The 23,265-nt window shown below is 37.5% G+C and carries 19 protein-coding genes; 12 read left to right on the forward strand and 7 right to left on the reverse strand.

Features of this window, described 5'->3' with window-relative positions; all coding sequences use genetic code 11:
* Positions 1 to 256 precede the first annotated feature (256 nt).
* Positions 257 to 424, forward strand: a complete 168-nt coding sequence (locus MA_RS27315) for a PKD domain-containing protein (RefSeq protein WP_157860285.1) — start codon at positions 257 to 259, stop codon at positions 422 to 424.
* A gap of 297 nt (positions 425 to 721) precedes the next feature.
* On the opposite strand, the gene MA_RS16240 is transcribed toward MA_RS27315, so the two are convergent.
* Entirely contained in the window at positions 722 to 1,186 is a 465-nt protein-coding gene (locus tag MA_RS16240) for an arsenate reductase ArsC (RefSeq protein WP_011023042.1), read from the reverse strand.
* Between the two features lie 1,031 nt (positions 1,187 to 2,217).
* Here MA_RS16240 and MA_RS16245 point away from each other — a divergent pair.
* The 3 genes from MA_RS16245 (at position 2,218) to MA_RS16255 (ending at position 5,602) form a co-directional block, all read left to right on the forward strand.
* Positions 2,218 to 3,222 (forward strand): phosphate signaling complex PhoU family protein, encoded by a 1,005-nt coding sequence (locus MA_RS16245; RefSeq protein ID WP_011023043.1) that lies wholly within the window; start codon positions 2,218 to 2,220, stop codon positions 3,220 to 3,222.
* 1,369 nt (positions 3,223 to 4,591) lie between these two features.
* On the forward strand, positions 4,592 to 4,831 hold the full coding sequence (locus MA_RS16250) for a DUF2795 domain-containing protein (RefSeq protein WP_048065613.1): 240 nt from the start codon (positions 4,592 to 4,594) through the stop codon (positions 4,829 to 4,831).
* Positions 4,832 to 5,359: 528 nt separating this feature from the next.
* Complete coding sequence (locus MA_RS16255; protein WP_011023046.1) at positions 5,360 to 5,602, forward strand: DUF2795 domain-containing protein; 243 nt, start codon at positions 5,360 to 5,362, stop codon at positions 5,600 to 5,602.
* A 360-nt stretch (positions 5,603 to 5,962) separates the two neighbouring features.
* On the opposite strand, the gene MA_RS16260 is transcribed toward MA_RS16255, so the two are convergent.
* The 5 genes from MA_RS16260 to MA_RS16275 all read right to left on the reverse strand — a co-directional run bounded on the left by MA_RS16260 (position 5,963) and on the right by MA_RS16275 (position 11,374).
* Entirely contained in the window at positions 5,963 to 7,948 is a 1,986-nt protein-coding gene (locus tag MA_RS16260; RefSeq protein ID WP_011023047.1) for a cation:proton antiporter, read from the reverse strand.
* Positions 7,949 to 8,143: 195 nt separating this feature from the next.
* Positions 8,144 to 8,275: a hypothetical protein gene (locus tag MA_RS29495; protein ID WP_281085521.1), complete on the reverse strand. Its 132-nt coding sequence runs from the start codon at positions 8,273 to 8,275 to the stop codon at positions 8,144 to 8,146.
* 24 nt (positions 8,276 to 8,299) lie between these two features.
* Positions 8,300 to 9,889, reverse strand: a complete 1,590-nt coding sequence (locus tag MA_RS16265; RefSeq protein WP_048065614.1) for a hypothetical protein — start codon at positions 9,887 to 9,889, stop codon at positions 8,300 to 8,302.
* Between the two features lie 650 nt (positions 9,890 to 10,539).
* Positions 10,540 to 10,794, reverse strand: a complete 255-nt coding sequence (locus MA_RS16270; RefSeq protein ID WP_011023049.1) for a hypothetical protein — start codon at positions 10,792 to 10,794, stop codon at positions 10,540 to 10,542.
* A gap of 100 nt (positions 10,795 to 10,894) precedes the next feature.
* Positions 10,895 to 11,374, reverse strand: a complete 480-nt coding sequence (locus MA_RS16275) for a metal-dependent hydrolase (protein ID WP_157860286.1) — start codon at positions 11,372 to 11,374, stop codon at positions 10,895 to 10,897.
* A gap of 283 nt (positions 11,375 to 11,657) precedes the next feature.
* On the opposite strand from MA_RS16275, the gene MA_RS16285 reads away from it, so the two are divergent.
* A complete protein-coding gene (locus MA_RS16285) occupies positions 11,658 to 12,077 on the forward strand; it encodes a pyridoxamine 5'-phosphate oxidase family protein (protein WP_011023052.1) in 420 nt (139 codons plus the stop codon).
* A gap of 115 nt (positions 12,078 to 12,192) precedes the next feature.
* Here the strand turns inward: MA_RS16285 and MA_RS16290 are convergent, their stop codons facing one another.
* On the reverse strand, positions 12,193 to 12,693 hold the full coding sequence (locus MA_RS16290; RefSeq protein WP_011023053.1) for a GNAT family N-acetyltransferase: 501 nt from the start codon (positions 12,691 to 12,693) through the stop codon (positions 12,193 to 12,195).
* 138 nt (positions 12,694 to 12,831) lie between these two features.
* Between MA_RS16290 and MA_RS16295 the strand changes: the two genes are divergently transcribed.
* The 7 genes from MA_RS16295 to MA_RS16325 all read left to right on the forward strand — a co-directional run bounded on the left by MA_RS16295 (position 12,832) and on the right by MA_RS16325 (position 23,220).
* Positions 12,832 to 14,118, forward strand: a complete 1,287-nt coding sequence (locus MA_RS16295) for a transposase (RefSeq protein WP_011021898.1) — start codon at positions 12,832 to 12,834, stop codon at positions 14,116 to 14,118.
* Between the two features lie 936 nt (positions 14,119 to 15,054).
* Positions 15,055 to 15,591 (forward strand): UPF0228 family protein, encoded by a 537-nt coding sequence (locus MA_RS16300; protein ID WP_048066446.1) that lies wholly within the window; start codon positions 15,055 to 15,057, stop codon positions 15,589 to 15,591.
* A 289-nt stretch (positions 15,592 to 15,880) separates the two neighbouring features.
* The gene (locus MA_RS16305) at positions 15,881 to 16,903 is read left to right on the forward strand and encodes a beta-propeller fold lactonase family protein (RefSeq protein ID WP_048065615.1); all 1,023 of its coding nucleotides are present in this window, start codon (positions 15,881 to 15,883) and stop codon (positions 16,901 to 16,903) included.
* A 315-nt stretch (positions 16,904 to 17,218) separates the two neighbouring features.
* Positions 17,219 to 17,899 carry a UPF0228 family protein gene (locus MA_RS16310; protein WP_226990631.1) on the forward strand — a complete coding sequence of 227 codons (681 nt, stop codon included), beginning with the start codon at positions 17,219 to 17,221 and terminating at the stop codon, positions 17,897 to 17,899.
* A 173-nt stretch (positions 17,900 to 18,072) separates the two neighbouring features.
* The gene (locus tag MA_RS16315) at positions 18,073 to 19,524 is read left to right on the forward strand and encodes a beta-propeller fold lactonase family protein (protein ID WP_085984853.1); all 1,452 of its coding nucleotides are present in this window, start codon (positions 18,073 to 18,075) and stop codon (positions 19,522 to 19,524) included.
* Between the two features lie 725 nt (positions 19,525 to 20,249).
* On the forward strand, positions 20,250 to 21,467 hold the full coding sequence (locus MA_RS16320) for a C39 family peptidase (protein ID WP_011023059.1): 1,218 nt from the start codon (positions 20,250 to 20,252) through the stop codon (positions 21,465 to 21,467).
* Between the two features lie 493 nt (positions 21,468 to 21,960).
* Positions 21,961 to 23,220 carry a beta-propeller fold lactonase family protein gene (locus MA_RS16325; RefSeq protein ID WP_048066448.1) on the forward strand — a complete coding sequence of 420 codons (1,260 nt, stop codon included), beginning with the start codon at positions 21,961 to 21,963 and terminating at the stop codon, positions 23,218 to 23,220.
* Positions 23,221 to 23,265 lie beyond the last annotated feature (45 nt).

The raw sequence follows: 23,265 nt of genomic DNA on the forward strand, positions 1-23,265 counted from the left end.
GGCTCAAGAGGCGATAGAAACAATTCACACATCTATAGTACCCCCGGAACCTATCACGTTATTCAGACAGTAACAAACCCTGACAGTCCTGCAGGTGGAGACACAAAAGAGATAACCATAACCATTACCGAGATACCGGCATCTAATAAGACATCTGCTGTCAATGAAACACCTGTTATTCTTGCAGCAAACTTCGAAGCTAACCTCACAGATGGCGTTGCATTGTTGTCCGTAGCTTTCACAGATTTATCAGCCGATGCAACTACCATCAACCGATGCAACTACCTATGAATGGGACTACGGAGACAATTCCGGAAAATCCACAGAACAGAACCCATCCTATGTTCTCACCAGGGCAGAGGGTTACGATGTTGTCTTAACGTTGGTGATGGCAAAGGGCATACAGCCACAAAAGACATGTTGATAACTGTCACTTCAACTTCACTTGTTGCAGACTTCGATGCCAACAAAATGAGTGGCTTTGACCCATTGAGCCAGAAGACTCATCATACGATTTTTATTTAACCTCTATTAATTGCCTTTAAACACTCACATGCTTCTCTAATTGGATAATTTCCATAGCTTCCCTCACGAATCCGTGCCGAACGAAGTAACCTCATGCTTATGAAAAAAGACAAAACACCGGTAATGCTGGTGAAGTCCCCCTTATCCTGCCATACTTAAACAGGAAATGCCAGGCAATGCTGCCAAATCCCTGACATCATTTCCCAAATGTCTGGGAAATCCAGTCTTTTATCTCATCTCTGATCCGGCGGAATACCTTGAGCTGCTCTTCCTCTGATCCCATAGCTGCAGCAGGGTCCTCAAAACTTTTGTGAATTACTTCTCTTGCTCTGGGAGCTTCAGTCGGAAGTTCCAGATTCGTGCTGCAGATAGGACAGGACACTTTAGCCCTATCGCAGACCGTGACCGCCATGTCAAAAATTGTATCCTGAAATTCTTTGGGGGTTTTAGAGTACTGACCGGAGATATCGATGCCAATTTCCTTCATGACCTGAACAGCGTGAGGATTAACAGTTGTGGCTTTGACGCCAGCACTGTAAGCCTCGTATCGATCTCCGTAAATAGCCCTCAAAAGACCTTCAGCCATCTGGGACCTGGCTGAGTTGTGGGTGCACAGAAATAGAATTTTTTTCTTTTCTTTCGATCTTTTATTTGATGTCATTAAACCACTACCGCATATGATAACAAATCAGCATTATGCCTTTTCCTGTAAGCTGTTTTTAGGTTATTCTTGAGAAGTTATACGATAAGAATTCGTGAAACCATTCGCGATCATAAGTACAGATTTACCTGTGGAATTATATCAAAATCCAAAGTTATACAGTAAGCATCAAAAAATAGGTTCTAGGCTGAAGGGGAGCTATACCTGCAGCCCAGAGAGACAGTGTGTAAGGATTTATGTTTTTGCGCTTTAGACTTATACTCACCAAGCCACTTAATTCCGAGATTCATATGTGGAGGCCACGGATCTGGCCTACACTTAACCAGTAGACGCGAACTTATATATATCTTTTGAAGGTATTCTAAATAGTACTACCCAGAACTAAAGAGTGATTTTTAGGTAAACCTGACAAAGAGTTGCCCCATAATTGGTATGTAAAACTGTGTTTAGTTGAAATTCAAAAGTAATTCATGAACATAAATACAAAGTTTGCCTGTGAAACCATATCAAAATCCAGAGTTCTACAGTAGACACCAAAAGTAGGTTTTCCAGGCCTGCGGGAGGACTTATGATTAAGGCCTAGAAAGACAGTCGGTAGATTGGTTGATATGGTTTTCACATTCAAACTTATACTCGCCAAGCCACAATTCATATCCTTAGAGATCAGAGGCTGATCTGACCTACACATACTTACTAGACATGACTTATATATCTTTTGAAGGTATTCTAAATAGTACTATTTAAAACTAAAAGGTATTATTTAACGTGAATCTGATCGCATATCTGAAATTCATATCCCAAGGTACACTTTGAGATCTCACACAGGTATGCGCTCATATATTCTTTTAACGTGTTAACCATTCGCTAATTAGTCATTACTTCCAGATTTATTTTAAAATTCTCGGCGTAAAAGATTATAGACAACGAAGAACTTTAGATATTTAAAACAACACTAAGAGTTAACCTTATATATAGCCCTTGTCTATATAGATCATACTAAAATCATTAGAGCCTCTTCAGGAGGATTATCTATTACCAAAGATAGAAGAAAAATTCAGTTTACCGGAAATTCTACCTATATAGTGTCTCTTCCCATAAAATGGGTCCGGGATATAGGGCTTAAACCTGGAGACACACTGAACCTTACATCCATGCCTAACAAAACCCTGCTGGTTTCCTCAAGTGTGCTCCCGAAAGAACGCTCTGTCCTTAAGGCATCTATAGATTATCTCCACACCGAAAGTGCAGAAAACAACCTCAGAATTATTATATCTCATTATCTTGCGGGTTATGATTCTCTCAAACTGACCACCAGCAAAGGTTTCAGTGCCTATGACCGCAAATTTATCAAAGATTCAGTGCGTCAGAAATTAATAGGCCTCGAACTTGTGGAAGAATCAAGGAATGAACTTGTCTTTTTGTGTTTACTTAATTACACTGACCTTCCCCTTGGAAGAGTAATCAAAAACATGTACGGACTTGTGCTTTCCATGCTTCTGGACTCCATGACATCTCTTCGCAACCACAATATGGAAATTGCAGAGGACGTGATCCAGAGAGACGATGATGTCGATCGCTTTTATCTGCTTGCTGTCCGCCAGCTCAAGGCTTCACTTGATGATGTAGAACTAGCCGAAAAAATAGGGATTCGAAGTTCAAAAGATTGCCTGGGATACAGGCTTATTATAAAGAGTATCGAACGCGTAGGAGATCATGCGGTCAAGATAGCTTCAAATGTCTTGAAAATGGATACCGGAATAAGCGTTGATGACCCCATCTTTAAAATGGCTGAACTCTCCCGAAAGGTTTTTGAAAGTTCAATAGACTCAATGGCAGAAGACGACCTGCAGGCTATCAATAAAATTGTTGTGGATGCCAAAAATGTTTCCCAGTTTGGAGTTTCCCTGGAGTCCCGGGGTGATGGAAGTACACTTGATATTGCACTCAGTATGATTCTGGAGAGCCTGCGCAGGGTAGCCGAATATAGCGCCGATATCGCAGAAGTTTCAATCAATATGAATGTAAAGAAGATCTGAACCTGAAAATTTTGGGTTTCAAGACTCTTTTTTATTTATATACTCGTTCGCTTCATTCATGAAACTTATTAGAAGATATCTTTTCGAGGATACAAACAAAAAGTATATGTCGCGTTTAAACTCAAAATAACGAAATATAAATAATTAATGGATTTGTGAGTTAAAAGTTCTTTTGAAGAAAAAAGTATTCAGTATGAAAAAAGAGCTTGAAGTGTAGAAGAGGATCTGAAAGCGTTTTTTGAGATACGGAATTGATTTTCAGGAAAAATTGTATCCTCTGTAAAGCTTTAACGTCATACATAGTTGCCCTGTTTTTTAAGCTCTGAGAAAAATACTGCAGCTGAGCTTGATAACACCACAACCGGATTTTAAAAAACTGTATTAAATAACCACCTTATTTTTAAAGAGTTAAAAAGATCCTAAACATATAAGAAGTCGTCAAACTGGCTGAAAGTAACCTTGAGATATTGAAAATAAGACCAGTTTCAATAAAAAAAGGCGGAGAATATTTAAGGAAGGTGGAGAGTATTCAGTTTTGAAACTGGTCCATGTAATAGAATAACGTACTTATTAAAAAACTTTTTGGATGATGAGAAGTGCATCTCTAGATAAATACATACAATGTTTAGATCTAAGGGGAGAACCGGATTCGATATAGTTTTCAGTCACAAACGGGAGAAACGAAGGGTCTGAAAATTAAATATTACAGTCAGTTTCCCCCAGTAAACCTTGACTTTTTATGCATAAATAATTTTTTTAATAGAACTATTTTTCTGAAAAAAGAAGGATTCAGTATATACTCTAATTCGCAAAAATTAAATACTGTATTGATGTTGAACTGCGCCTGGTATACAGATCTTGGAAAAAAGATTAAAAAACGAGATCCAGAATTGATTCACCCTTCATTCTTGCACCAATCTCTAAATTAACGGATACTTTTTATCCCGAACCGATAGAAGAAACCCGCAAACCTTCCACTCCCTTATCCCCCCTTACTCCATTTTCTCTCGCTTCTCTTTCCTCGTCCCTGCCTCGTTTTTCTCTTTTTCTTCCGTTCCTCATCATCAGGGATATTGATACAAAATTACAAGAACGTGTTAATTTTTAATATACTTTTATAGAAACATGTTAACATTTAAATAGTAGATCATCAATGTTAGTAATACTAACAAAAAAGTTAGGTGTCCTTCAGAAAGCTTTAACAAGTATCGATTTTCCTGCAAAGCAGGAAGATATTGTTAAGTGCGAAGGATAGTAACGTTATGGTTGACATCTGTGAAATAGCAATAATCTCCGGAAAAGGAGTATACAAACGCTGAAGATGTCGCCAGGGAATTTAAGGAGACTAACAAAAGTAAGGGGGAATATTATGGAAACTGAGAGTAAAAGCAGATTTATTACAGAACTCCCTGTGGAAACTCAGAAGATATTAAACAATATAACCTATCCCGTAAACAGGAGCGACATTATTGGGCAAGCAAGGAAGAGCGGAGCAATCCCGGACATAATGCGGGGATTTGGCATGCTTCCGGACAGGCAATACAACAGCGCTGAAGATGTTGCCGAGGAACTTCATATAATTTACATGGGGGTCCCCGCCCAAGCGTAACTAATTTTTTCATTTTTTTAGTAACCGATGACCAATTCAATCCTTTTCTATTTATTTTTTAAAAACGATCCTCTTCTATTGCTTTTTAAAAACAATCCTCTTTCTATTGCTTTTTAAAAACAATCCTCTTTCTATTGCTTTTTGAAAAGTACTCTGCGAAGTCTGGAAAAACGATATTTCTCATACCGGGAGGTCAAAAAGAAGCTCACAAACCTTCCAACTTTTGCACAATTTATTATCTTTCTCCTCTTTTCTTTTCTCTTCTCTTCCCTTCCCTTTCCTTTTCCCGACCCCTACCTCTTTTTCTTCCTTTCTTCCTTCTCTCAGAAAGTCGGTACTAAATTAACAAAAAGTGTTAATTATTAACATATTTTAAAAAGAGCATGTTAATGATTAAATAGTAAATCATCATTGATATTCATGCTAACAAAAAAGTTCGGCTCCCTTCAGAAAGCTCTAAAAAGTATCGATTTTCCCTGTAAAAAGGGAAACTTAAAGGAGACTGAACAAAAGTAAAGGGGGAATATCATGGGAACTGAGAGTAAAAGCAAATTTATTACAGAACTTCCGATGGAAACTCAGGAAATATTAAACGATATAGCCTACCCTGTAAACAGAAACGACATTATTGAGCAAGCAAGGAAGAGCGGAGCAATCCCGGACATAATGCGGGGATTTGGCATGCTTCCGGACAGACAATACAATAGCGCTGAGGACGTCGCCGAGGAACTTCATATAATTTACTTGGGGCCCCCCTCCGAAAAAGCGTAACTTATTTTTTTCATTTTTTCAGGAATGGTTAAAAAATAACTTCAAATTTTCACCTGGGAAATTACTGTAACCGAAAATCAATTAAGTACTTTTCTATTGTTTTTTTAAACACACCCTACGGAGCCTGGGAAAAAAATATTTCCCTTACCGAATCAATATTAATCTAAAAACTTCTTCCGCCCTCATCCTCTTTCGTCTACCCTCTCCCTTCTACTACTCTCTCCCTTCTACTACCCTCTCCCACTTCCTGTTTCTTGACCCCAACTTCCGTTTCTTCCTCTCCCGCATCCTCTTAACCCAGGAGTGAAACTTTTGAAGCCGTTTTCTTTGAAAGCACTCTTAATAAGGAAAAAGGTATTGTTATGCACCATTTTCAAAAAGTTCCCTAATTTCCTCAAGTTGTTCTGGAGGACTGATTACGAGCAGGATATCATCCGGATTAAGTTCCGTCTCAGCCCTCAGATCATACATAAGCCTGTGATTTCTGGAAATTGCAAGAACGGTAACTCCGTACTTTTTTCGGAGATCAAGATCACCAAGAGTTTTTCCTGCAGCTTCGGAGTGTTTTTCGACTCTTATGCTCTTGATCTCCACATCGGAAAAGTCAAGAGACGTCGCAGAGACGCTTTTCCTTTGTATTTCAGGCCCGCGCAGCATCCTATAATGATCAGCCCGAAGTTGAGTGTTCATGGTTTCAATCTCTTTAACCGGGACCATGTACTTGTTCAGGACCCTGGAGAAAAGCTCTATGGAGCACTCAAATTCATCCGAAATAACCTCATCAGCTCCGAGAGCATAAAAGCTGTCAATTGTGTCCAGGAAATGAGTCCTTGCAATAATATGAATGTCAGGATTCAGCCTTTTAGCCACTTCAATGATTTGCCAGGTACTTACAGGATTGCCTGCAGTTATTACAATTGATCTGGCATTTTTAATTCCTGCGTGTTCGAGCACGGCTTTTTGGGCGGCGTCCCCATAAATAATGTCTATTCCATTCAGTTTTTCCCGCCTGACAGTCTCCGGATTGATCTCGATTACCATATATGGGATAGAAGCTTTTTGAGCGGCAATTCCTACATTTCTTCCACTGACTCCGTAGCCTATTACAATCAGGTGGTTCTCAAGCTTTTTTTCCTGTCCTTCATCCTGCAGACTGTAGCGGTTGGTTGTCAAAATTCCGGGAAGGGAAAGTTGCTGGCTGGAAACTGCAGAATAATATCCCAGATCCGTGATAAAAGGAGTTAATACCATCGAAAGCACGGTAACGGCAAGAAACTCCTGGTAGATTGTCTCGGAAAAGATTCCGTTTTCGAAACCCACCTGCGCAGTGACCAGAGAAAATTCTCCGACCTGAGCCAGGGAAAAACCGACCAGGAGCATGGTATGCAGGGGAAAACCTATGAAAAAAGTGGTCAAAGCATTTACCGAGGTTTTCAGGACAAGAACCAGGACCGTAGCCGTAAGAATCAGGGACAGGTGCGTTGACATCTGGCCAAGGTTCAGCATCATCCCTGTGGAAATAAAAAAGATGCTCATGAACATGTCCTTGAAAGGAATAACCGTCCCGAGCGCCTGGGCAGCATACTCGGACTCGGAAATGATAAGCCCTGCCAGAAAAGCCCCGAGTGCAGGAGAAAGCCCGGCTACGGAAGTTAGCCAGGCAATAGCAAGCCCTATTACCACTATGCTCAGCAGGAAAAGCTCATTGTTGCGTGTTTTTGCCACATGGAATAAGACAAAAGGGACCACGTAACGCGCACTTACAAGCGTGAGCAGAACAAGCCCTATCCCCCTGAACAAAAGATCTAGGAGATCGCTTCCGACCACTGCCTCTCCTGCAAGCAGCGGAGCAAGGATAATTATCAAGACCGCAGCTATGTCCTGGAAGATAAGTATCCCGAGTGCGATTCTCCCGTGAGCGCTGTAAATCTCTCCCTTCTCCTGCAGTAATTTAAGGACAATAGCCGTACTGCTGAGCGCCACGATAAGCCCCATGAAAACGGCAGTTTCGGGAGAATAGCCAAGTCTCCATAAAAGGAAAGAAACAACAACAGTCGTAATAGACATCTGCAGCCCTCCTCCCAGGAGTACGATCCGTTTTATTTTCAGGAGCTCGCGCAGGGAAAATTCTATTCCTATAGTAAAGAGCAGTAAGATGACCCCAATTTCCGACATAACCTCGATATGCTCAGTCTCCTGAATCAGTCCAAGCCCATACGGCCCCGCAAGGATGCCAGCAATCAAGAAACCCACCAGCGGAGATATCTTCAACCTGAAAAAAATATAAACTACAGGAATAGAAAGGCCAAAAATAATCAGCAGGTCGGTCAGGAGATTTGATGTCATTAGATAAGTAAAAATAATAAATAGTATAAGAATTATTCCAACAGCCACTGAAAAGTGGACAATTATGGCAGGTTTTTAAAGAACAGGGCTGAATTAATAATACAGGAGATACAAAAATTGTGCTTCTGAAGTGATCCACTTCTACTTTGTTTTGGTTATTTAATTTGTGAATTAATCTAAAAGGCCTTTCAGCAACTATACACATTCTCCTCTTTTTATCCCCTTTCCTTTCTCCCCGACCCCTACCTCTTTTTCTTTCATTTCCTCCATTCCGGGAACCCGGATATAAGTTTTTAAAACCTGAGACATGAAGAGGGCGTCGGTCAAAAAACGAAAAATATCTTTAGTGACTTAAATTTTTTTCCTTCCTAAAGCCCAAATTATGAAAATTGAGTTGATTAGACAACTAAGGAGTCTTTTATATTCTTTCACAAAGTACACTTTTTGACCAGAATTGTGTGCATAGTAATTCCTAAGTATCGTAGAAATCGACAGATTTATCAAAATAAAATCATCTTGTCCGGAAGAATTTAACTTGTTTAACTGCTCATTAATTCTGGATTCCACGTTTTTGTCATTAATACCCCCTAATTTAGAATCATAATATTTACCCCACCAAACTTCTTCGCCACATATTGTTTTAAGAATGTTTTTTAAGCTGGATTGATTCTCAATCCCAGAATTATTGCTACTTAAACTAATCATCTTGGTAATTTCTTCAACAAATATACCTAGATTCCTAAGAAGAAAAATAATGTTTCTTCTTGACTTATAGGTATATTTGAAATACTCTTCATTAGCATCTACTACAAAAATTAAAAAGTGAGACAAACCATTATTTTCTAAAAATAATATAAAATTATCAAGATCATTGTTATTCAATTCATAATCTGTGAGAACATTTTCATTGTATTTTTTTAACCTAATATCAAGATGATACATCGCTTTTTCTTTAATTTCTTTGCTTTCATAAGGAAAAATCGCTTCTAACACGTTCTTAGGTTCTTTTGTGTAGATATAAATACCAAAACGGGTAATGTTATCGATTTTTAAAGCTATATCTTGCCATGATTCTCCATTTACATAAGAGATTAATTCGACAGTATGCCAGATATCAGATTTTACAAGCTTTTGAAGCCTATTTTTTTCTTTACTTCCATACTCAAAATAAAGATTACAAAGTTTATTTAAAAATTTATACAGTTCATCTATTGAAATATCATTTTTATCCAGAATATGTCTTGACATTTCAGTAATCTTCTCATTAAAAGTATTTACTTCATCTTCTGTGAGATACTCGGCTGATTGCCTATACACTATTCTCTTGATCCTATAATAGGATTCAATGAAGTCACAAAGAAAACGACGATGACATTCAAAAGCCGACATTTTTACTATGTTTTCTCTTTTCGATTTATACCGTTCTACGTTTTCACTGCCTGATGTCAAGTAGTATTTATTCGTCTCTGTATCTAATTTTATTTGAAGAAACCTTTTTCTAAACTCATTGATGGAATCAATATCATATATCTGCCAGTAAGAATAGAAGTTTTCAGCTTTCGATGTCTTCCAAGATTTCCCATCAGCGTCAATGTAGTTTACTTCATAGTTTTCCCACTCATCAATCTCATTTGGGTTTATCAAATATTTTTGCCACTCTTCATTGACTTTATCAAAAGGATGAGTTATTGTATCCCCAATATTATTTCGAAATTTAAAATATTCATCCTCTAGTTTTATCAAGGGTAGATGCTCGACATTTATACGCTTTATAACGCTCTGATCACCTTCTCCCTGTTGCTGGAGTATGGCATATTCCTCAGGTACAATTTTCCTCTTTATCGGATAGATTAACTTTTCTTTTTCAAAATAATCTAATTGATAATCTGGTATTTTAACGAGATTATCTTTACAAAAATCAAGGAATGATTTTTGTTCCATATACTTACAATCTGAATAATTGGGGTAACTTTCTCTTGACATATTTTCCCATATACAATTAATTAACTTGTAGATAACATCTAACTAGATTATTTTGTTCATTGAGTTTGCATCACTATTTAAATTAAAAAGTTAGGTTAGAAATTAGAATTCGAATTAATATAGGACTTACGCGGTTGAACCGAGAAATCAATGGCATTAAACCTTCAACGGTATAAAACAATAACCAAGTCACAACGCCGAATGTGCTTGATTTTGTACTCAAGTGCGTAAGTCCTATTAATAGTTATTATGCAGGATAAATAAATTTAGAAATAAATAAGTTGATCAAAAATGACCTTCCGGAGTATATTCTTCACGTCTCCTATCCCCTTTTCCGATCCTTAGGAAATAGTTCTAATCTCCGTAAATAAGAATCTTTAAGGCTTCGTCCTATTGGCATTTAATTTTTTTGAGACCTTATCTATTGTTTGAATTTCGTTTTTCGAAAGGAAAACAGGTTCAATTTCGCTCTTTCCTCAGCGCATCAGCATCACATTTTCAATGCCTATATTTTTTAGCTGAGCCACATAGAATTCGACAGTGTGAACTCTACTGGAAAACACTTTTTCTTTATTTTTTTTAGATCCTAGCTCAATCTCATTTAGATCTCACAATCTTTTATTTCCAAGATTCCTTCTTTTTCGTACAGCATCTTGCTTTCCAATTCTCTCTATTGCTCTCTCTAATTCCCTTACCTTTTCAGCGTCCTGCATCCATAGACTGTTATTATCTATCTTTGCGGTAAGAAATATCAAACCCCATATTATCACAATAACTCCAAAAATAATGAGGTAAATGCTCGAGTCATTTACATTTATAACTTTCAGTGAATGAAGTATCAACAATATTGCAGAGAAAAACAATAGAGAAGTTCTGTATAAAAAAACCTGATATCTTTTTTCCCTCGATTTTGTTACCTGTGTAAATACTACCTTTTAATTCGCCGGTTCCAAACGGAAATAACTATCTGATCCCGGAAACCGTGCAGGAATCTTCGAATAGGTGTAAGAATTGCCCAGATATTAAACCTAAAAACAAGAAACCTATAAGAGTAGCATTTATTCCATGGTAAATGAAATAGCCAACTGTTGTCGTCAACAAAGTGAGTACAAAGGAGCTTATTAAAATTCCAATAGGAGAATGCATTACGCCTCTATGCTGTTCCTCTACAACGTATTCAAGATTCATTTTTTCTTTTAAATTGAAGAAACTGAAAGAAAAAACTATCAGCTTATGAAGAGGAACCATGATATCATAAACGATTTTGAAATCATAGTGTAATTTGGGCTTTCCGCCACTGTCTGCATCAGGTGTCAACGAGCCTATGATCGCAGCCACAAGTACACAGAAAGCGTATACCGGTTGCGAGTTATCTGAAAATATCAGTGGAATCGTAAATGGAAATACTGTTCCAAGTGTTATGGAAACATGATCTTTACCCAATATATAAAAAAACATAAGTCTGAATCTATATTAATTTATTTTATAAGATGTTCGGAAAAATCTCAAATGAATATTCTGAGATAGAAAAATCCCCCATTGAATTCAGAATGGACTTCTCACCCTCCGTCAGGCGAAGTTTTAAACATACTCACGACTCATATTTATCGCAGCCTGCATATCTGAGAAAGCTCTTTTCCGGGCAGTACTTTATGACCAGGCAGCCTGCTCACTCAGTTTTTCAGGGGAAGGGCGAGAAAAATAAGTTTATGAAAGGGGATTAAATATGACGTCAAAACTGATGGACTACTTTAACAAGCAACCGAGGATTGGGGTTCTCAGCACAGCGAGTAAAGACGGAAAGGTAGATTCGGCTGTTTTCGGATCACCTCAAATGACCGATGAAAAGACCGTTGTAGTTGCAACAGGTAATAACCGCACGTTTGCAAACCTTCAGGAAAACCCTTACGCAATGTTCCTGATAATGGAGCCGGGAGCAGATATTATGAGCTGGAAAGGGATCAGGGTTTATATGAAGTTGAAAGAATCTGCAACGTCGGGCGAGATGCTTGACATGATCAGAAACGAGATCGCAAAAATGGCCGGGGAGGAGGCAGGAAAGATGATATACGCAACTGCCACCTTCGAGATTATTGAGCTGAGACCTCTCGTTGATATGGGACAGGGCTGGGAGAAATCGATCTGAGTTTTCAAAAGTCATAGAGATAGAAATAACAAATCAAAATCAAAGTTGTTGTGGCGCACCCGGCTGTAAGTAACGGGTATCGCGCCACTGCTCCGGTTATAGCGGCTATTAAAAATCAAAGATTTTTATATCCGATACTTTTCTTTTTTCCAATCACTATCTTCTCCAAATATACAAGTTCAACTTTGCTGCCCAGCGGCTCCCGTCTGAACTCCTTATACCCCAATTTATGATAGAGGTGAAGATTTCTGATACTATTCGATCCGGTGAAGAGTTCAAATCGGGCTACATCCCGGTGCATAAGTTCAACCTCTGTCACCAAACGAGTGCCTATCCCCAGGTTCTGCCATTCAGGGTGCACAATCAGCCTGCCTATATGGCAAGTGTTATCCATTACACGAGTTCGTACGGATCCTATAATTGAACTTTCGCTGACGGCTTTAAGGAACTTATGGGTAGCGAATTCGTCCCGGATCTCTTCGACGGTCTGCAGCAAAGGAGGTATGGTCCAGTCATTGTAAATCCGAGCCTCGCTCTGGTATGCCAGTTTCTGAAGGGCCAGGATTTGAATTGCGTCTTCGAAAACTGCCTGGGAAATTTCAATTTGTTCCGCCATATTTCTAATCCTCCTATTCCAATCCTCTTATTCTTCCCTCTATTTTTGAGACTTTTTATTATTTTCTGGTTTTTCGTTTTCCCTCTATATCGTGCAAAACAATAAAATTTTAATTATATTGATATATTTTTTCTATTTATGGGAAAAGGAAACATTGCAATAGATAAATCAATGATAAAAACAATAGTTGACGGCAAAATAATAATTCCTTTGCCAAAAGTTTTGGTTGAAAATCGATACTATCCTATGTTCTCTATATTCTCCCCTACTCAGTGTGATAGTTGTGGAAGTAAATTACATGTTAACTCTCATCACACTCGTTTTATTATATCACGTTACGGCACTATATCTCTCAATGTTACATACTGGCTTTGTCCCACTTGTAAGAAACATTATCATGATCAGGTTATTGGTGTTCAGGGTTCTGCAAATTACAGTTCTGAATATTATGATACACAAATAAATGTCAGATACGATGGACGATGCAGTCTGCACAATTCTCGGCGAATTGGGGAAACATATACAGAAGGAGTAATAAATGTCTGTGGAAGAGCTCCTTGTCCCACTTCATTGTGGTTATATGAACAGAAACTAGCAAAACTTTCAAAGCAAGAACTTTTGAACCAAGGAGTTAGCTTTGAAGAAACATTGTATGTTGATGGGAATTGGATCAAGAATGGATGGAAAAAAAAGCTTGAAGAATTTATTGGAACGAAACTCACAAAGAAAGAATGGAAAAAAATGCGATATAAATCTGTTTACGTTGTTGCTACCAAAGAGAAGGTCATTTTAGATTTTGAAGTAACTGAGAGGTTACCAACAATTGAGGCTCTGATGCCTCTTTTTATACGAATAAAGAACCGATTTCCTGAAGATAAAATCAAAAAGATTGTTTCTGATGAGGATAAAGCGATCATTGGAGCCGTAAAAATGGTCTTTCCTGAAGTGACTCATTCTTTTTGTGTGTTTCATCAATTAAAAAACGTTAGTAAGAGGTATTATGAGGAATTCAGTTCTATTGAAGAGATTCCAGATAACGATAAGATTACCTACAATGAGATATCTCAATTGATACTTTCTGATACGGTTATCAGTGCTGTTGCGCATATTCAGAAGATACGAGAATTTAACTCTGATCTTGAACTTTCTGAAGCGTCTCATAAAGCGATTTCTTATGCCGAAGAGATTTTCAGCAAGAATGTGAGCTTCTTGAAAAAAGGTTTTACACCTGAGACAGATAATACAATGGAACAAATATTTTCTTTGATATGTGATATCGTAGACAAAGCAAGGTCATTCAAAACCGATAATGGACTAACTAATTTTTGTTACAATCTATTTACTTTTTTCAACAAACGGTGTTTCAGCACTGGAAAATGGAAAGGTTTCTCACCTTTAATGAGAGCAAGATTCCAATATGGATAATGCTAGAATTGGAGAATAATTAGTTCTTAAACTTGATGGCTTATAGCTGTAGCTGTCGGAAATTCCCACAAAAATAGTTCCACAATTTGGAAAATTTTGGTGAATGCTTGTGTAAATGAATCAACATTTTTAAATGAGTGAATTGATTTGCTCAAATTGGGATGAAATTTTGTGGTTGTCTTGAAATTGAAGAAAAACCAGAAAAAATTAAAAAGACTCCTATTTTTATCCACCTGATTTATAAAGTTAACAAAACTTAGTGCCAGATTTCGAAATTCTGCATGTTTTAGGAACCGCACGATGGCAAAAGATGTAGTGTAGCTGCATATTACTTTTTGTCCTGATGGAAATACCGAGGTTCCTGGGACTGCAAAGAAGTTCAAGCATATTATGAGCCAATGCAAGTATTGGCTTAGTAAACTTTATTTCGTGTTACTTCGGATTTTTATAAATATACTGGATATGATTGCAGTCGAATACTTATAAATATAGTTTCTGGCCAGACCATCGAACTATCAACGGTCAAGGGATAATTCTAGATTCAAAACAGGTATGAAGAACGAATAGTTAAAGGATATGGTCAGAAAACTTATAAGGAGTTATATAAGAGGAATTTATGGAGTTCAGAAGTGCTTTCCAGGTACCGCCCGAACTCCACAAAACACGCCTTGAAGGCATGAGTTACGTTAGCTTTGTCTGTATGTGACTTTTGCAGGAGCTACTAATGAAATTGACAATGGAAGACCTTTCAAGAGTGGAGTTGAGGATCATGCTCGAATGTGTCGTGGATACAAAATAAGTGGTTCGGATGAATATTTGCGTATAGGTGATCCTAACCCTGTGTATTTCCGTATACCATATTGGGGAGCATATGGTTCTGAAATTAATCGTATATATGTGAGGAATTAAAACTCCCCATTTTTTACGGTGATTGACCTGAATAAAATTAGCAAAGTAGTAGTTGTTTTTATTGTTCTTCTAACTTTCTTAGTACTGATGATGCAATCTCAAGAAGTTAAAGTAGCTGGTTTACTTATTCAATTTGAAAATGAAACTACTGAGCCGGAAGTTACAGCCATTCTTGAAAATTACGATATACCTGTGAATTATACCATAGACTATAATTCTAATATTGGACGAGGAGTGTACTACGTAAAAGTAGATGAAGATAAGATAAATGAATTGAGGAAAAATGAAAATCTGATTTCTGAAATTGAACTCAAAAAAGGGAATTATAACATAATTATATTATCTGAAGAATTTGTTCCGGATGAAAATTTTCTTACAATACTGGAAAAAAATAATCTACAGTTAAAAAAGGTAGTCGTGTGTTATATCCATTTTGGAGATGGACCAGCGGACTGGGTTGTGGGAAAGAATTGTATTCTGGAGAGGGATGCAATCAGGATAAAAAATGAGCTCGAAACAAATGAGAAAGTTTTGATTGTAGGCCTGGATGATATTGAAGGGTAATATTCTAAGCTTCAGGTCATTGGGAAGCTTGGCTTGCCAATATGGAAGTGGAAGTTCAAAAAAAAGTTACGGTGGATTGGATAACCAAAAGTCGTTGGAAAAGTATATGCATTTAGATTCCGGTTCGAAATAAAAACAATTGAAGTCGCTGCTTCAAAAATCAACCGTGCATAAGTGGAATTTATGCTCCCCTCATTTTTAAAGTACTGGTATGAATAGAATCCATGAGGAATCGATGATGTCGTTACATGTCGTTACTTTTTCATAAGTTCATAAGTTGGGGTTTAAAATGGAAGAAATAACATGTAATAAAAAATATCAAGAGCACACTCTCATAAAAGTTTTGGGAATCATTTCACTTACGATTTTAACATTCGCTGGTGTAGCAGGTGCGGCTCCGTTTGCATATGTGACAAATATAGGAGATTATGATCAGAGAGGTCCTAATGTCGCTGTAATTGACACAGCAACTAACAATGTTACAGTCAGAGTGCCTCTCGGCGGAGGATGGCCTGTAGGAGTTGCAGTCAACCCTGCAGGAACAAAGATATATGTGGTGGACTCGCCTTCCGACTCCACTGTCTATGTAATTGACACAGCCACAAATAAGGTTAGTGCCAAAGTGAATTTAGGAAGTAGTTATCCTGCAAGAATTACATTTAACCCTGCAGGAACAAGAGTTTATGTAACGAAACAGCACGACTACCCTGACATCTTTGTAATTAATCCAGCGACAAACACTTTAATGGCACCGATTATTGTGGGGCCGAGTACTTATAGTATTGCATTTACCCCGGATGGAAAAAAAATCTATGCTGCAAATTGTAACAACAACACTATCTATGTAATTGATGCGACTACAAACAAAGTTACAGCCAATATATCTGTAGGAGACAGTCCTTATGAACTTGTAGTCACACCGGACGGAAAAAAGGTATATGTGGCAAACGCTGAAAGCGATAATGTCTCAGTGATTGACACAGCCACAGACACTGTTACGGCTACGGTGAATGCAGGAGTCTACCCTACTAATGTTGTAATTGTACCTCTTACAGATTCTGATATGACTGCCCAAAGCACAGGGACAAACTCCAACGTAACTGAAGACATAGGGGTTGAAGAAACTAACTTATCATCTGAAGAAATAAACGCTGTCGAATTAAATAATTACAGCGATGAAAAGAATTCAGAATCTGATAATGATAATGGCTCAAATGAAAATGATTCAAGCAAAAATAACTCTACTCCAGGTTTTGGATTATTAGTAAGCCTGACCTGCATTTATGGAGGTTGGAAGTTCAGGAAGAAGTAATACAGGATTTGAGTTATCGGACCGCTTGCATCAATCATCCATTGTCTGTTTGATATGGTTCACATATAATTGAACGCAGTGGCGCTAATGGAGAAATCGCACGTATATATGTGAAGCCTTGAAATTCCTCAGAGGAGTTTGACAAAACTCGGTTTTAACTGTTGATTATAGTTTTTACATATAGCCAGCTAAAAATTGGGTTTATCTAGATCCTCATTGTAAATTTTTCAAAATCACAAAAGATACTCGTTACTATATCCACGTAATCAAAACGATGAATAACTAAAACACATCATCACTTGCGGTGTGGTAGAAATGAGTAATGTTAGAAAGGAAATTGTTGCCTTTATTGTTTTGCTGAGTCTCTTACTCTTATGGACACTATTTACACAAGCTCCAATTAATACATCTACTCCAGTTAATACATCTACTCCAGTTAATACATCTACTCCAGTTAATACATCTACTCCAGTTAATACATCTACACCAGTTAGTACATCTACTATAGATCCTGAATCTCAAGTAGCTGGTATGGCTATTCAATTTAAAAATGGAACTTCTGAGTCTGAAGTAAAATCTACTCTTCAAAACTATAACATGACTCAGAACTATAGAATAACATTTGACGCTAATCATTATCCGGAATATTACATAATGGTGAACAAAGAAAATATAACAGATGTAAAAGGTAAACTTGAAAAAGAGAAAACTTGGACTGAACCTATTCCAGCTATCGAAAAAGGAAATTATTACATAATTACAATATCTGAACGAGTTATTCATAATAAAAATTTTATTATGATGTTAAGTAAATATAATCTTCAATTGGAAAAGTTTGTTTGGTGTGATATCCGTTTTCTTTATAGTGATGGACCTCTGACGTACTGGATTTCGAAAGAAGATGCAATAAGGTTAAAGAATGAACTTGAACAAAATGAAAATATTTTTACTATACGATTTGATTACCTTTATCCTCCATATGACCCCACGACCTAAGAGGCTGCCTGAAAATTAGATTTAACTGTTTCACCTGAAATTGTTTTGTCTTGTAACTCGTTTGTTTTTATCCTGAAATTGACTAAACTAATGAAGATTTTAGAAAAATATCCTACGTCCAAATTTTTTGATAATGGCACTGGCATGAAAACAAACACTGCTTGGTGAAAAAGATGAAAAGTAAAACTATCTCAACAATACATATTGACACCTTTTCTATTCCATTCCCATTTGTGGCAATGTCTAATAAAGTATGCAGAGGATATACCCTCATAAGAGCTTTTGGAATAACTGCACTTGCGATTTTAATACTGGTGGGCATAGCAGGTGCAGCTCCATTTGCATATGTGACAAATATAGGAGATTATGATCAGAGAGGTCCTAATGTCGCTGTAATTGACACAGCAACTAACAATGTTACAGCCAGAGTGCCTCTCGGCGGAGGATGGCCTGTAGGAGTTGCAGTCAACCCTGCAGGAACAAAGATATATGTGGTGGACTCGCCTTCCGACTCCACTGTATATGTAATTGACACAGCCACAAATAAGGTTAGTGCCAAAGTAAATTTAGGAAGTAGTTATCCTGCAAGAATTACATTTAACCCTGCAGGAACAAGAGTTTATGTAACGAAACAGCATGACTACACTGACATCTTTGTAATTAATCCAGCGACAAACACTTTAATGGCACCGATTATTGTGGGGCCGAGTACTTATGGTATTGCATTTACCCCGGATGGAAAAAAAATCTATGCTGCAAATTGTAACAACAACACTATCTATGTAATTGATGCAGCTACAAATAAAGTTACAGCCAATATATCTGTAGGAGACTCCCCTTGTGGAATTGCAGTCACACCGGACGGAAAAAAGGTATACGTACTCAACTATGACAGCAACACTGTCTCTGTAATTAACACAGCCACGGATAATGTAATAGCCACTGTGCCTGTAGGAAACTCGCCCAATCTTGTTGCAGTAACTTCTAATGGAAATAAAGTATATGTAGCTAACAATAACACTGTTTCCGTAATTGACACAGCTACGAATAATGTAATAGCCACTATACCTGTAGGAACTTCTTCTCGTAAAATTGTAATCAACCCAGATGGAAATAGGGTATATTTAGTGAACTTTGGTAGCAATAGCGTCTCTGTAATTGACACGGCCACAGATAATGTAATAGCCAACGTGCCTGTTGGAGAACAACCTATGGGAATTGCAGTCACACCAGATGGAAAAAGAGTATACGTGACAAACTCCAGAAGCAGCAATGTCTCAGTGATTGACACAGCCACAGATACTGTTGCGGCTACGGTAAATGCAGGAATTCTTCCTACTGGAGTTGTAATAGTACCTCTTACAGATTCTGATATGACTTCCCAAAGCACAGGGGCAATCTCCAGTTCAACTGAAGACAGAGGGATTGAAGTAACTAATATTTCTTCATCTGAAGAAATAAACGCTGTCGAATTAAATAATTACAGCGATGAAAATAATCCAGAATCTGATAATGATAATGGCTCAAATGCAAATGATTCGAGCAAAAATAACTCTACTCCAGGCTTCGGGTTATTGGAAAGCCTAGCCGGCCTGTATGTAGGGTGGAAACTTGGGAAAAGGTAATTACCCGCCGTATTCTATTTTTTGATTATTGCAGCAATGATTGTATTGCAGCACGGGATGATAGCGGTCGTACTAATAGCAGTTCGGGCGCATATGGAGCATTAACTCCACGCCGGCTCTCTGGAGACTGTCGAATTTAGTTTTGGTAACCTGGAGAAAGGTATTTTGTTAAGGTGGAGCTGAGAAAAGCCCATTCCGCAGGTAAGGGTGTGAGCGATATTTTGTCATAATTTGTCTAAAATACAGGTTACCTAATGCATAACTAAATATGCCAAAAATTAGAAGGATTACAATATATAAAGACTCTTATAAGATACAAACACTGATTCTATATAGTAAAACTGTGAGATTTAACCAAAAATCAGTATATGAGAATATTCAGTGGAATTAGGAAGTTTATAGAGAAGTACTTGAATATATAATGAGATAATATACATATTTATATAATTTCTGGCCAAATCATCAAACTGTCAAGGTCAAGGAACTATTACAGGCAATTACAGACTCAAAATCAGTTCGAAAATCGAATTGTTTGAGAATTTACACAGAAAACTTATAAGGAGTTAGATAAAAGGGATTTATGGAGTTCAGAAGTGCTTTCCAGGTACCGCCCGAACTCCACAAAACACGCCCTAAAGGCATGAGTTATGTTAGCTTTGTCTGTATTTAAGGTTTAGCTTGTCTGATTCTGCCTCCTGGGTATAAGATACACAGGAGATAAAATAATGAACCGTAATAAAATTGGAGTAAGTATACTTGTTTTAGCAACACTGCTGATTGGTATGGTGTTAATGCCGGCAGTAAGTGCACAGGAAGAAAAAAATTATTCTGTAACTGTTGAGGAAGCTTTTAAGCATGCCAATGCAAACATGATAAGTTTCATAGCAGCCGATGCACCAGGCTTTGAAAACTGGACCGGTGCATCTGTTGATCCCAAACCGGTTGAGCTTTATGACATAAATGGTCAGAAATTATTTTATCAATTCTCAGTATACAAAGAAAAAAAATTGATAGGTACAATTGACATTTATGCCAATAAAACGCTGGGAAACTCATTCAACGACATTACATTTGATCCTGAAACTTATAAAGTGGCTGAAGCCATGAAGAAGTCAAAAGAAATCGCTAAAAATGAATACCCAGATGGGGAAATCAAATCAACTAAAATGGTTGTATACAGCTATCCAAGTATCGGGGCAATGACCGTTATAAAAGATAAAGTCACTGGAGTTAAACACCGGATATTTGTAGATGCATATACTCTTAAAGAGGTAGAAGATAAACCTGCAACTGAAACCGAGCCTGGAGTTTGGTCAATGTATGAGATGAAATTGGAGAATGGAGTGGAAGAGAATTTAAAAGAGTGGGAGAAAAGTGATCAATTCACAAAATCTATAGAACAAGCTGCGGCTAATAAAGGAGTTAATATTAATGCGGCAGTCACGGAAGAAAATATTGAAAAACTCAGTGGCGATGCAACGATAACGCCAAAAAGCACAAGTGTAACACTTGGTGTTCCCCTTCGTGGACAAGAAGACCCATATTGGTGTGGTCCAGCATGTATTCAAATGATTTCCTTGTACTATGGATATCCAACTCCGACACAAAACTCTATTTATTACTATTTCCCTTTCGATCCTGACGAAGAACCCAGTTCTGGACTCGCAGCTAATGACGTGATAATATGGGCTGAAGATAAATGGGGAAAAACGGGAACTTACACTAATACTTGTACTACTACTGGCGTTACTACAGAAATAAACAATAACAGACCATTTTACAGTTTGACTATAGATCATTTTAGAGTTTGCCAAGGATACCTAATTCAAAACGGATATTACTATATGTATATTAATGATCCAATGCCTGTTGGATCGAATGGTACACCAAAAATAGAACGAATTGGCAGCGGGACAGAAAGAAAACGTGTATACATACACTAAATTCCTCAGAGAATTTCGATAAACATTTGGTTTCCAACGGTTGTAGATGTAAATCTGAGATGTGATTAATCAAAAAATAGAGTTTATCGAAATTCTCACTATTTTAATCTATTTATTAAGTCAAGATGCAAAACCCAATTAGACAATAAAAATATACTTTTATCAGAAATTGTTTCTTTTTGTAATTCGTTTGTTTTTATCCTGAAATTGACTAAACTAATGAAGATTTTAGAAAAATATCCTACGTCCAAATTTTTTGATAATGGCACTGGCATGAAAACAAACACTGCTTGGTGAGAAAGATGAAAAGTAAAACTATCTCAACAATACATATTGACACCTTTTCGAAGATTTTAGAAAAATATCCTACGTCCAAATTTTTTGATAATGGCACTGGCATGAAAACAAACACTGCTTGGTGAAAAAGATGAAAAGTAAAACTATCTCAACAATACATATTGACACCTTTTCTATTCCATTTCCATTTGTGGCAATGTCTAATAAAGCATGCAGAGGATATACCCTCATAAGAGCTTTTGGAATAACTTCACTTGCGATTTTAATATTGGCTGGTTTAGCAGGTGCAGCTCCGTTTGCATATGTGACGAGTCCGGGAATCGATACAGGAACCGTTTTTGTAATTGACACTGCAACTGATAATCTTACAGATGTGGTGCCTGTAGGAGGCTGGCCTAGAGATGTTGTAGTCAACCCGGTAGGAACAAAGGTATATGTGGCAACCCCAAGTCCGGTCAGCACAACTGTCTCTGTAATTGACACCGCAACAAATACAGTTAGTTCCAGGGTGGATGCAGGAAGTTATCCTATGGGAGTTGCAGTTAACCCTGCAGGAACAAAGGTTTATGTGACAGATCGTGACAGCACCAATATCTCTATAATTAACACAGCAACAAACACTTTAATGGAACCGATTAATGTGGGGCTGATTACCCGTAATGTTGCATTTACACCGGATGGGGAAAAAATCTATGTCACTAACAGTTTCAACAATACTACTTCTGTAATTGATGCGATTACAAACAAAATTACAGCCACTATACCTGTAGGAGACAGTCCTTATGAAGTTGCAGTTAGTCCTAATGGAAATAAGGTGTACGTGACTAATTCAGGTAGCAACACTGTTTCTGTAATCGACACAGCTATAGACAATGTCACAGCCACCGTGCACGTAGGAGATAGCCCCAGTGATATTGCAATCAGTCCTTATGGAAAAAAGGTATATGTAGCGAATTCTCACAGCAACAATGTTTCTGTAATTGATACAACAACTAACAATGTTACAGCCACTGTGCCTGTAGGAAAACAGCCAATGGGAATTGCAATCACACCAGATGGAAAAAAGGCATATGTGGCAAATGCTGAAAGTGGTAATGTCTCAGTGATTGACACGGCAACAAACAAAGTTACAGCGACTGTGAATGCAGGAAAATATACTATAAACTATCCTACTAAAGTTGCCATTGGGCCTCTTACAAATTCTGATATGACTGATCAAAGTATAAGGGCAACCCCCAGTTCAACTGAAGATATGGGAGTTGAAGAAACTAATTTATCATCCTCTGAAAAAATAAACGATATCAAACTCAATAACTCAAACAATAATAATTCAGAATCTGATAATGATAATGGCTCAAATGAAAATGAATCGAGAAAAAATAACTCTGCTCCAGGCTTCGGATTATTGGGAAGCCTGACCTGCCTGTATGTAGGGTGGAAGTTCAGGAAGAAGTAACAGAGAGTCGGATACTCAAAAGTCCTTGGCGACGTTTGTTCATTT

Origin of the sequence: Methanosarcina acetivorans C2A (assembly GCF_000007345.1) — an archaeon.
GTDB classification, from domain to species: domain Archaea; phylum Halobacteriota; class Methanosarcinia; order Methanosarcinales; family Methanosarcinaceae; genus Methanosarcina; species Methanosarcina acetivorans.

Coding starts and splice junctions, on each gene's coding strand:
- MA_RS16295 (WP_011021898.1), top strand. CDS start 12,832: ATGGGAAAAGGAAACATTGCAATAGATAAATCAATGATAAAAACAATA.
- MA_RS16305 (WP_048065615.1), top strand. CDS start 15,881: ATGGAAGAAATAACATGTAATAAAAAATATCAAGAGCACACTCTCATA.
- MA_RS16325 (WP_048066448.1), top strand. CDS start 21,961: ATGTCTAATAAAGCATGCAGAGGATATACCCTCATAAGAGCTTTTGGA.
- MA_RS16250 (WP_048065613.1), top strand. CDS start 4,592: ATGGAAACTGAGAGTAAAAGCAGATTTATTACAGAACTCCCTGTGGAA.
- MA_RS27315 (WP_157860285.1), top strand. CDS start 257: ATGCAACTACCATCAACCGATGCAACTACCTATGAATGGGACTACGGA.
- MA_RS16260 (WP_011023047.1), bottom strand. CDS start 7,948: ATGACATCAAATCTCCTGACCGACCTGCTGATTATTTTTGGCCTTTCT.
- MA_RS16290 (WP_011023053.1), bottom strand. CDS start 12,693: ATGGCGGAACAAATTGAAATTTCCCAGGCAGTTTTCGAAGACGCAATT.
- MA_RS16240 (WP_011023042.1), bottom strand. CDS start 1,186: ATGACATCAAATAAAAGATCGAAAGAAAAGAAAAAAATTCTATTTCTG.
- MA_RS16255 (WP_011023046.1), top strand. CDS start 5,360: ATGGGAACTGAGAGTAAAAGCAAATTTATTACAGAACTTCCGATGGAA.
- MA_RS16315 (WP_085984853.1), top strand. CDS start 18,073: ATGAAAAGTAAAACTATCTCAACAATACATATTGACACCTTTTCTATT.
- MA_RS16265 (WP_048065614.1), bottom strand. CDS start 9,889: ATGGAACAAAAATCATTCCTTGATTTTTGTAAAGATAATCTCGTTAAA.
- MA_RS16285 (WP_011023052.1), top strand. CDS start 11,658: ATGACGTCAAAACTGATGGACTACTTTAACAAGCAACCGAGGATTGGG.
- MA_RS16310 (WP_226990631.1), top strand. CDS start 17,219: ATGAGTAATGTTAGAAAGGAAATTGTTGCCTTTATTGTTTTGCTGAGT.
- MA_RS16320 (WP_011023059.1), top strand. CDS start 20,250: ATGAACCGTAATAAAATTGGAGTAAGTATACTTGTTTTAGCAACACTG.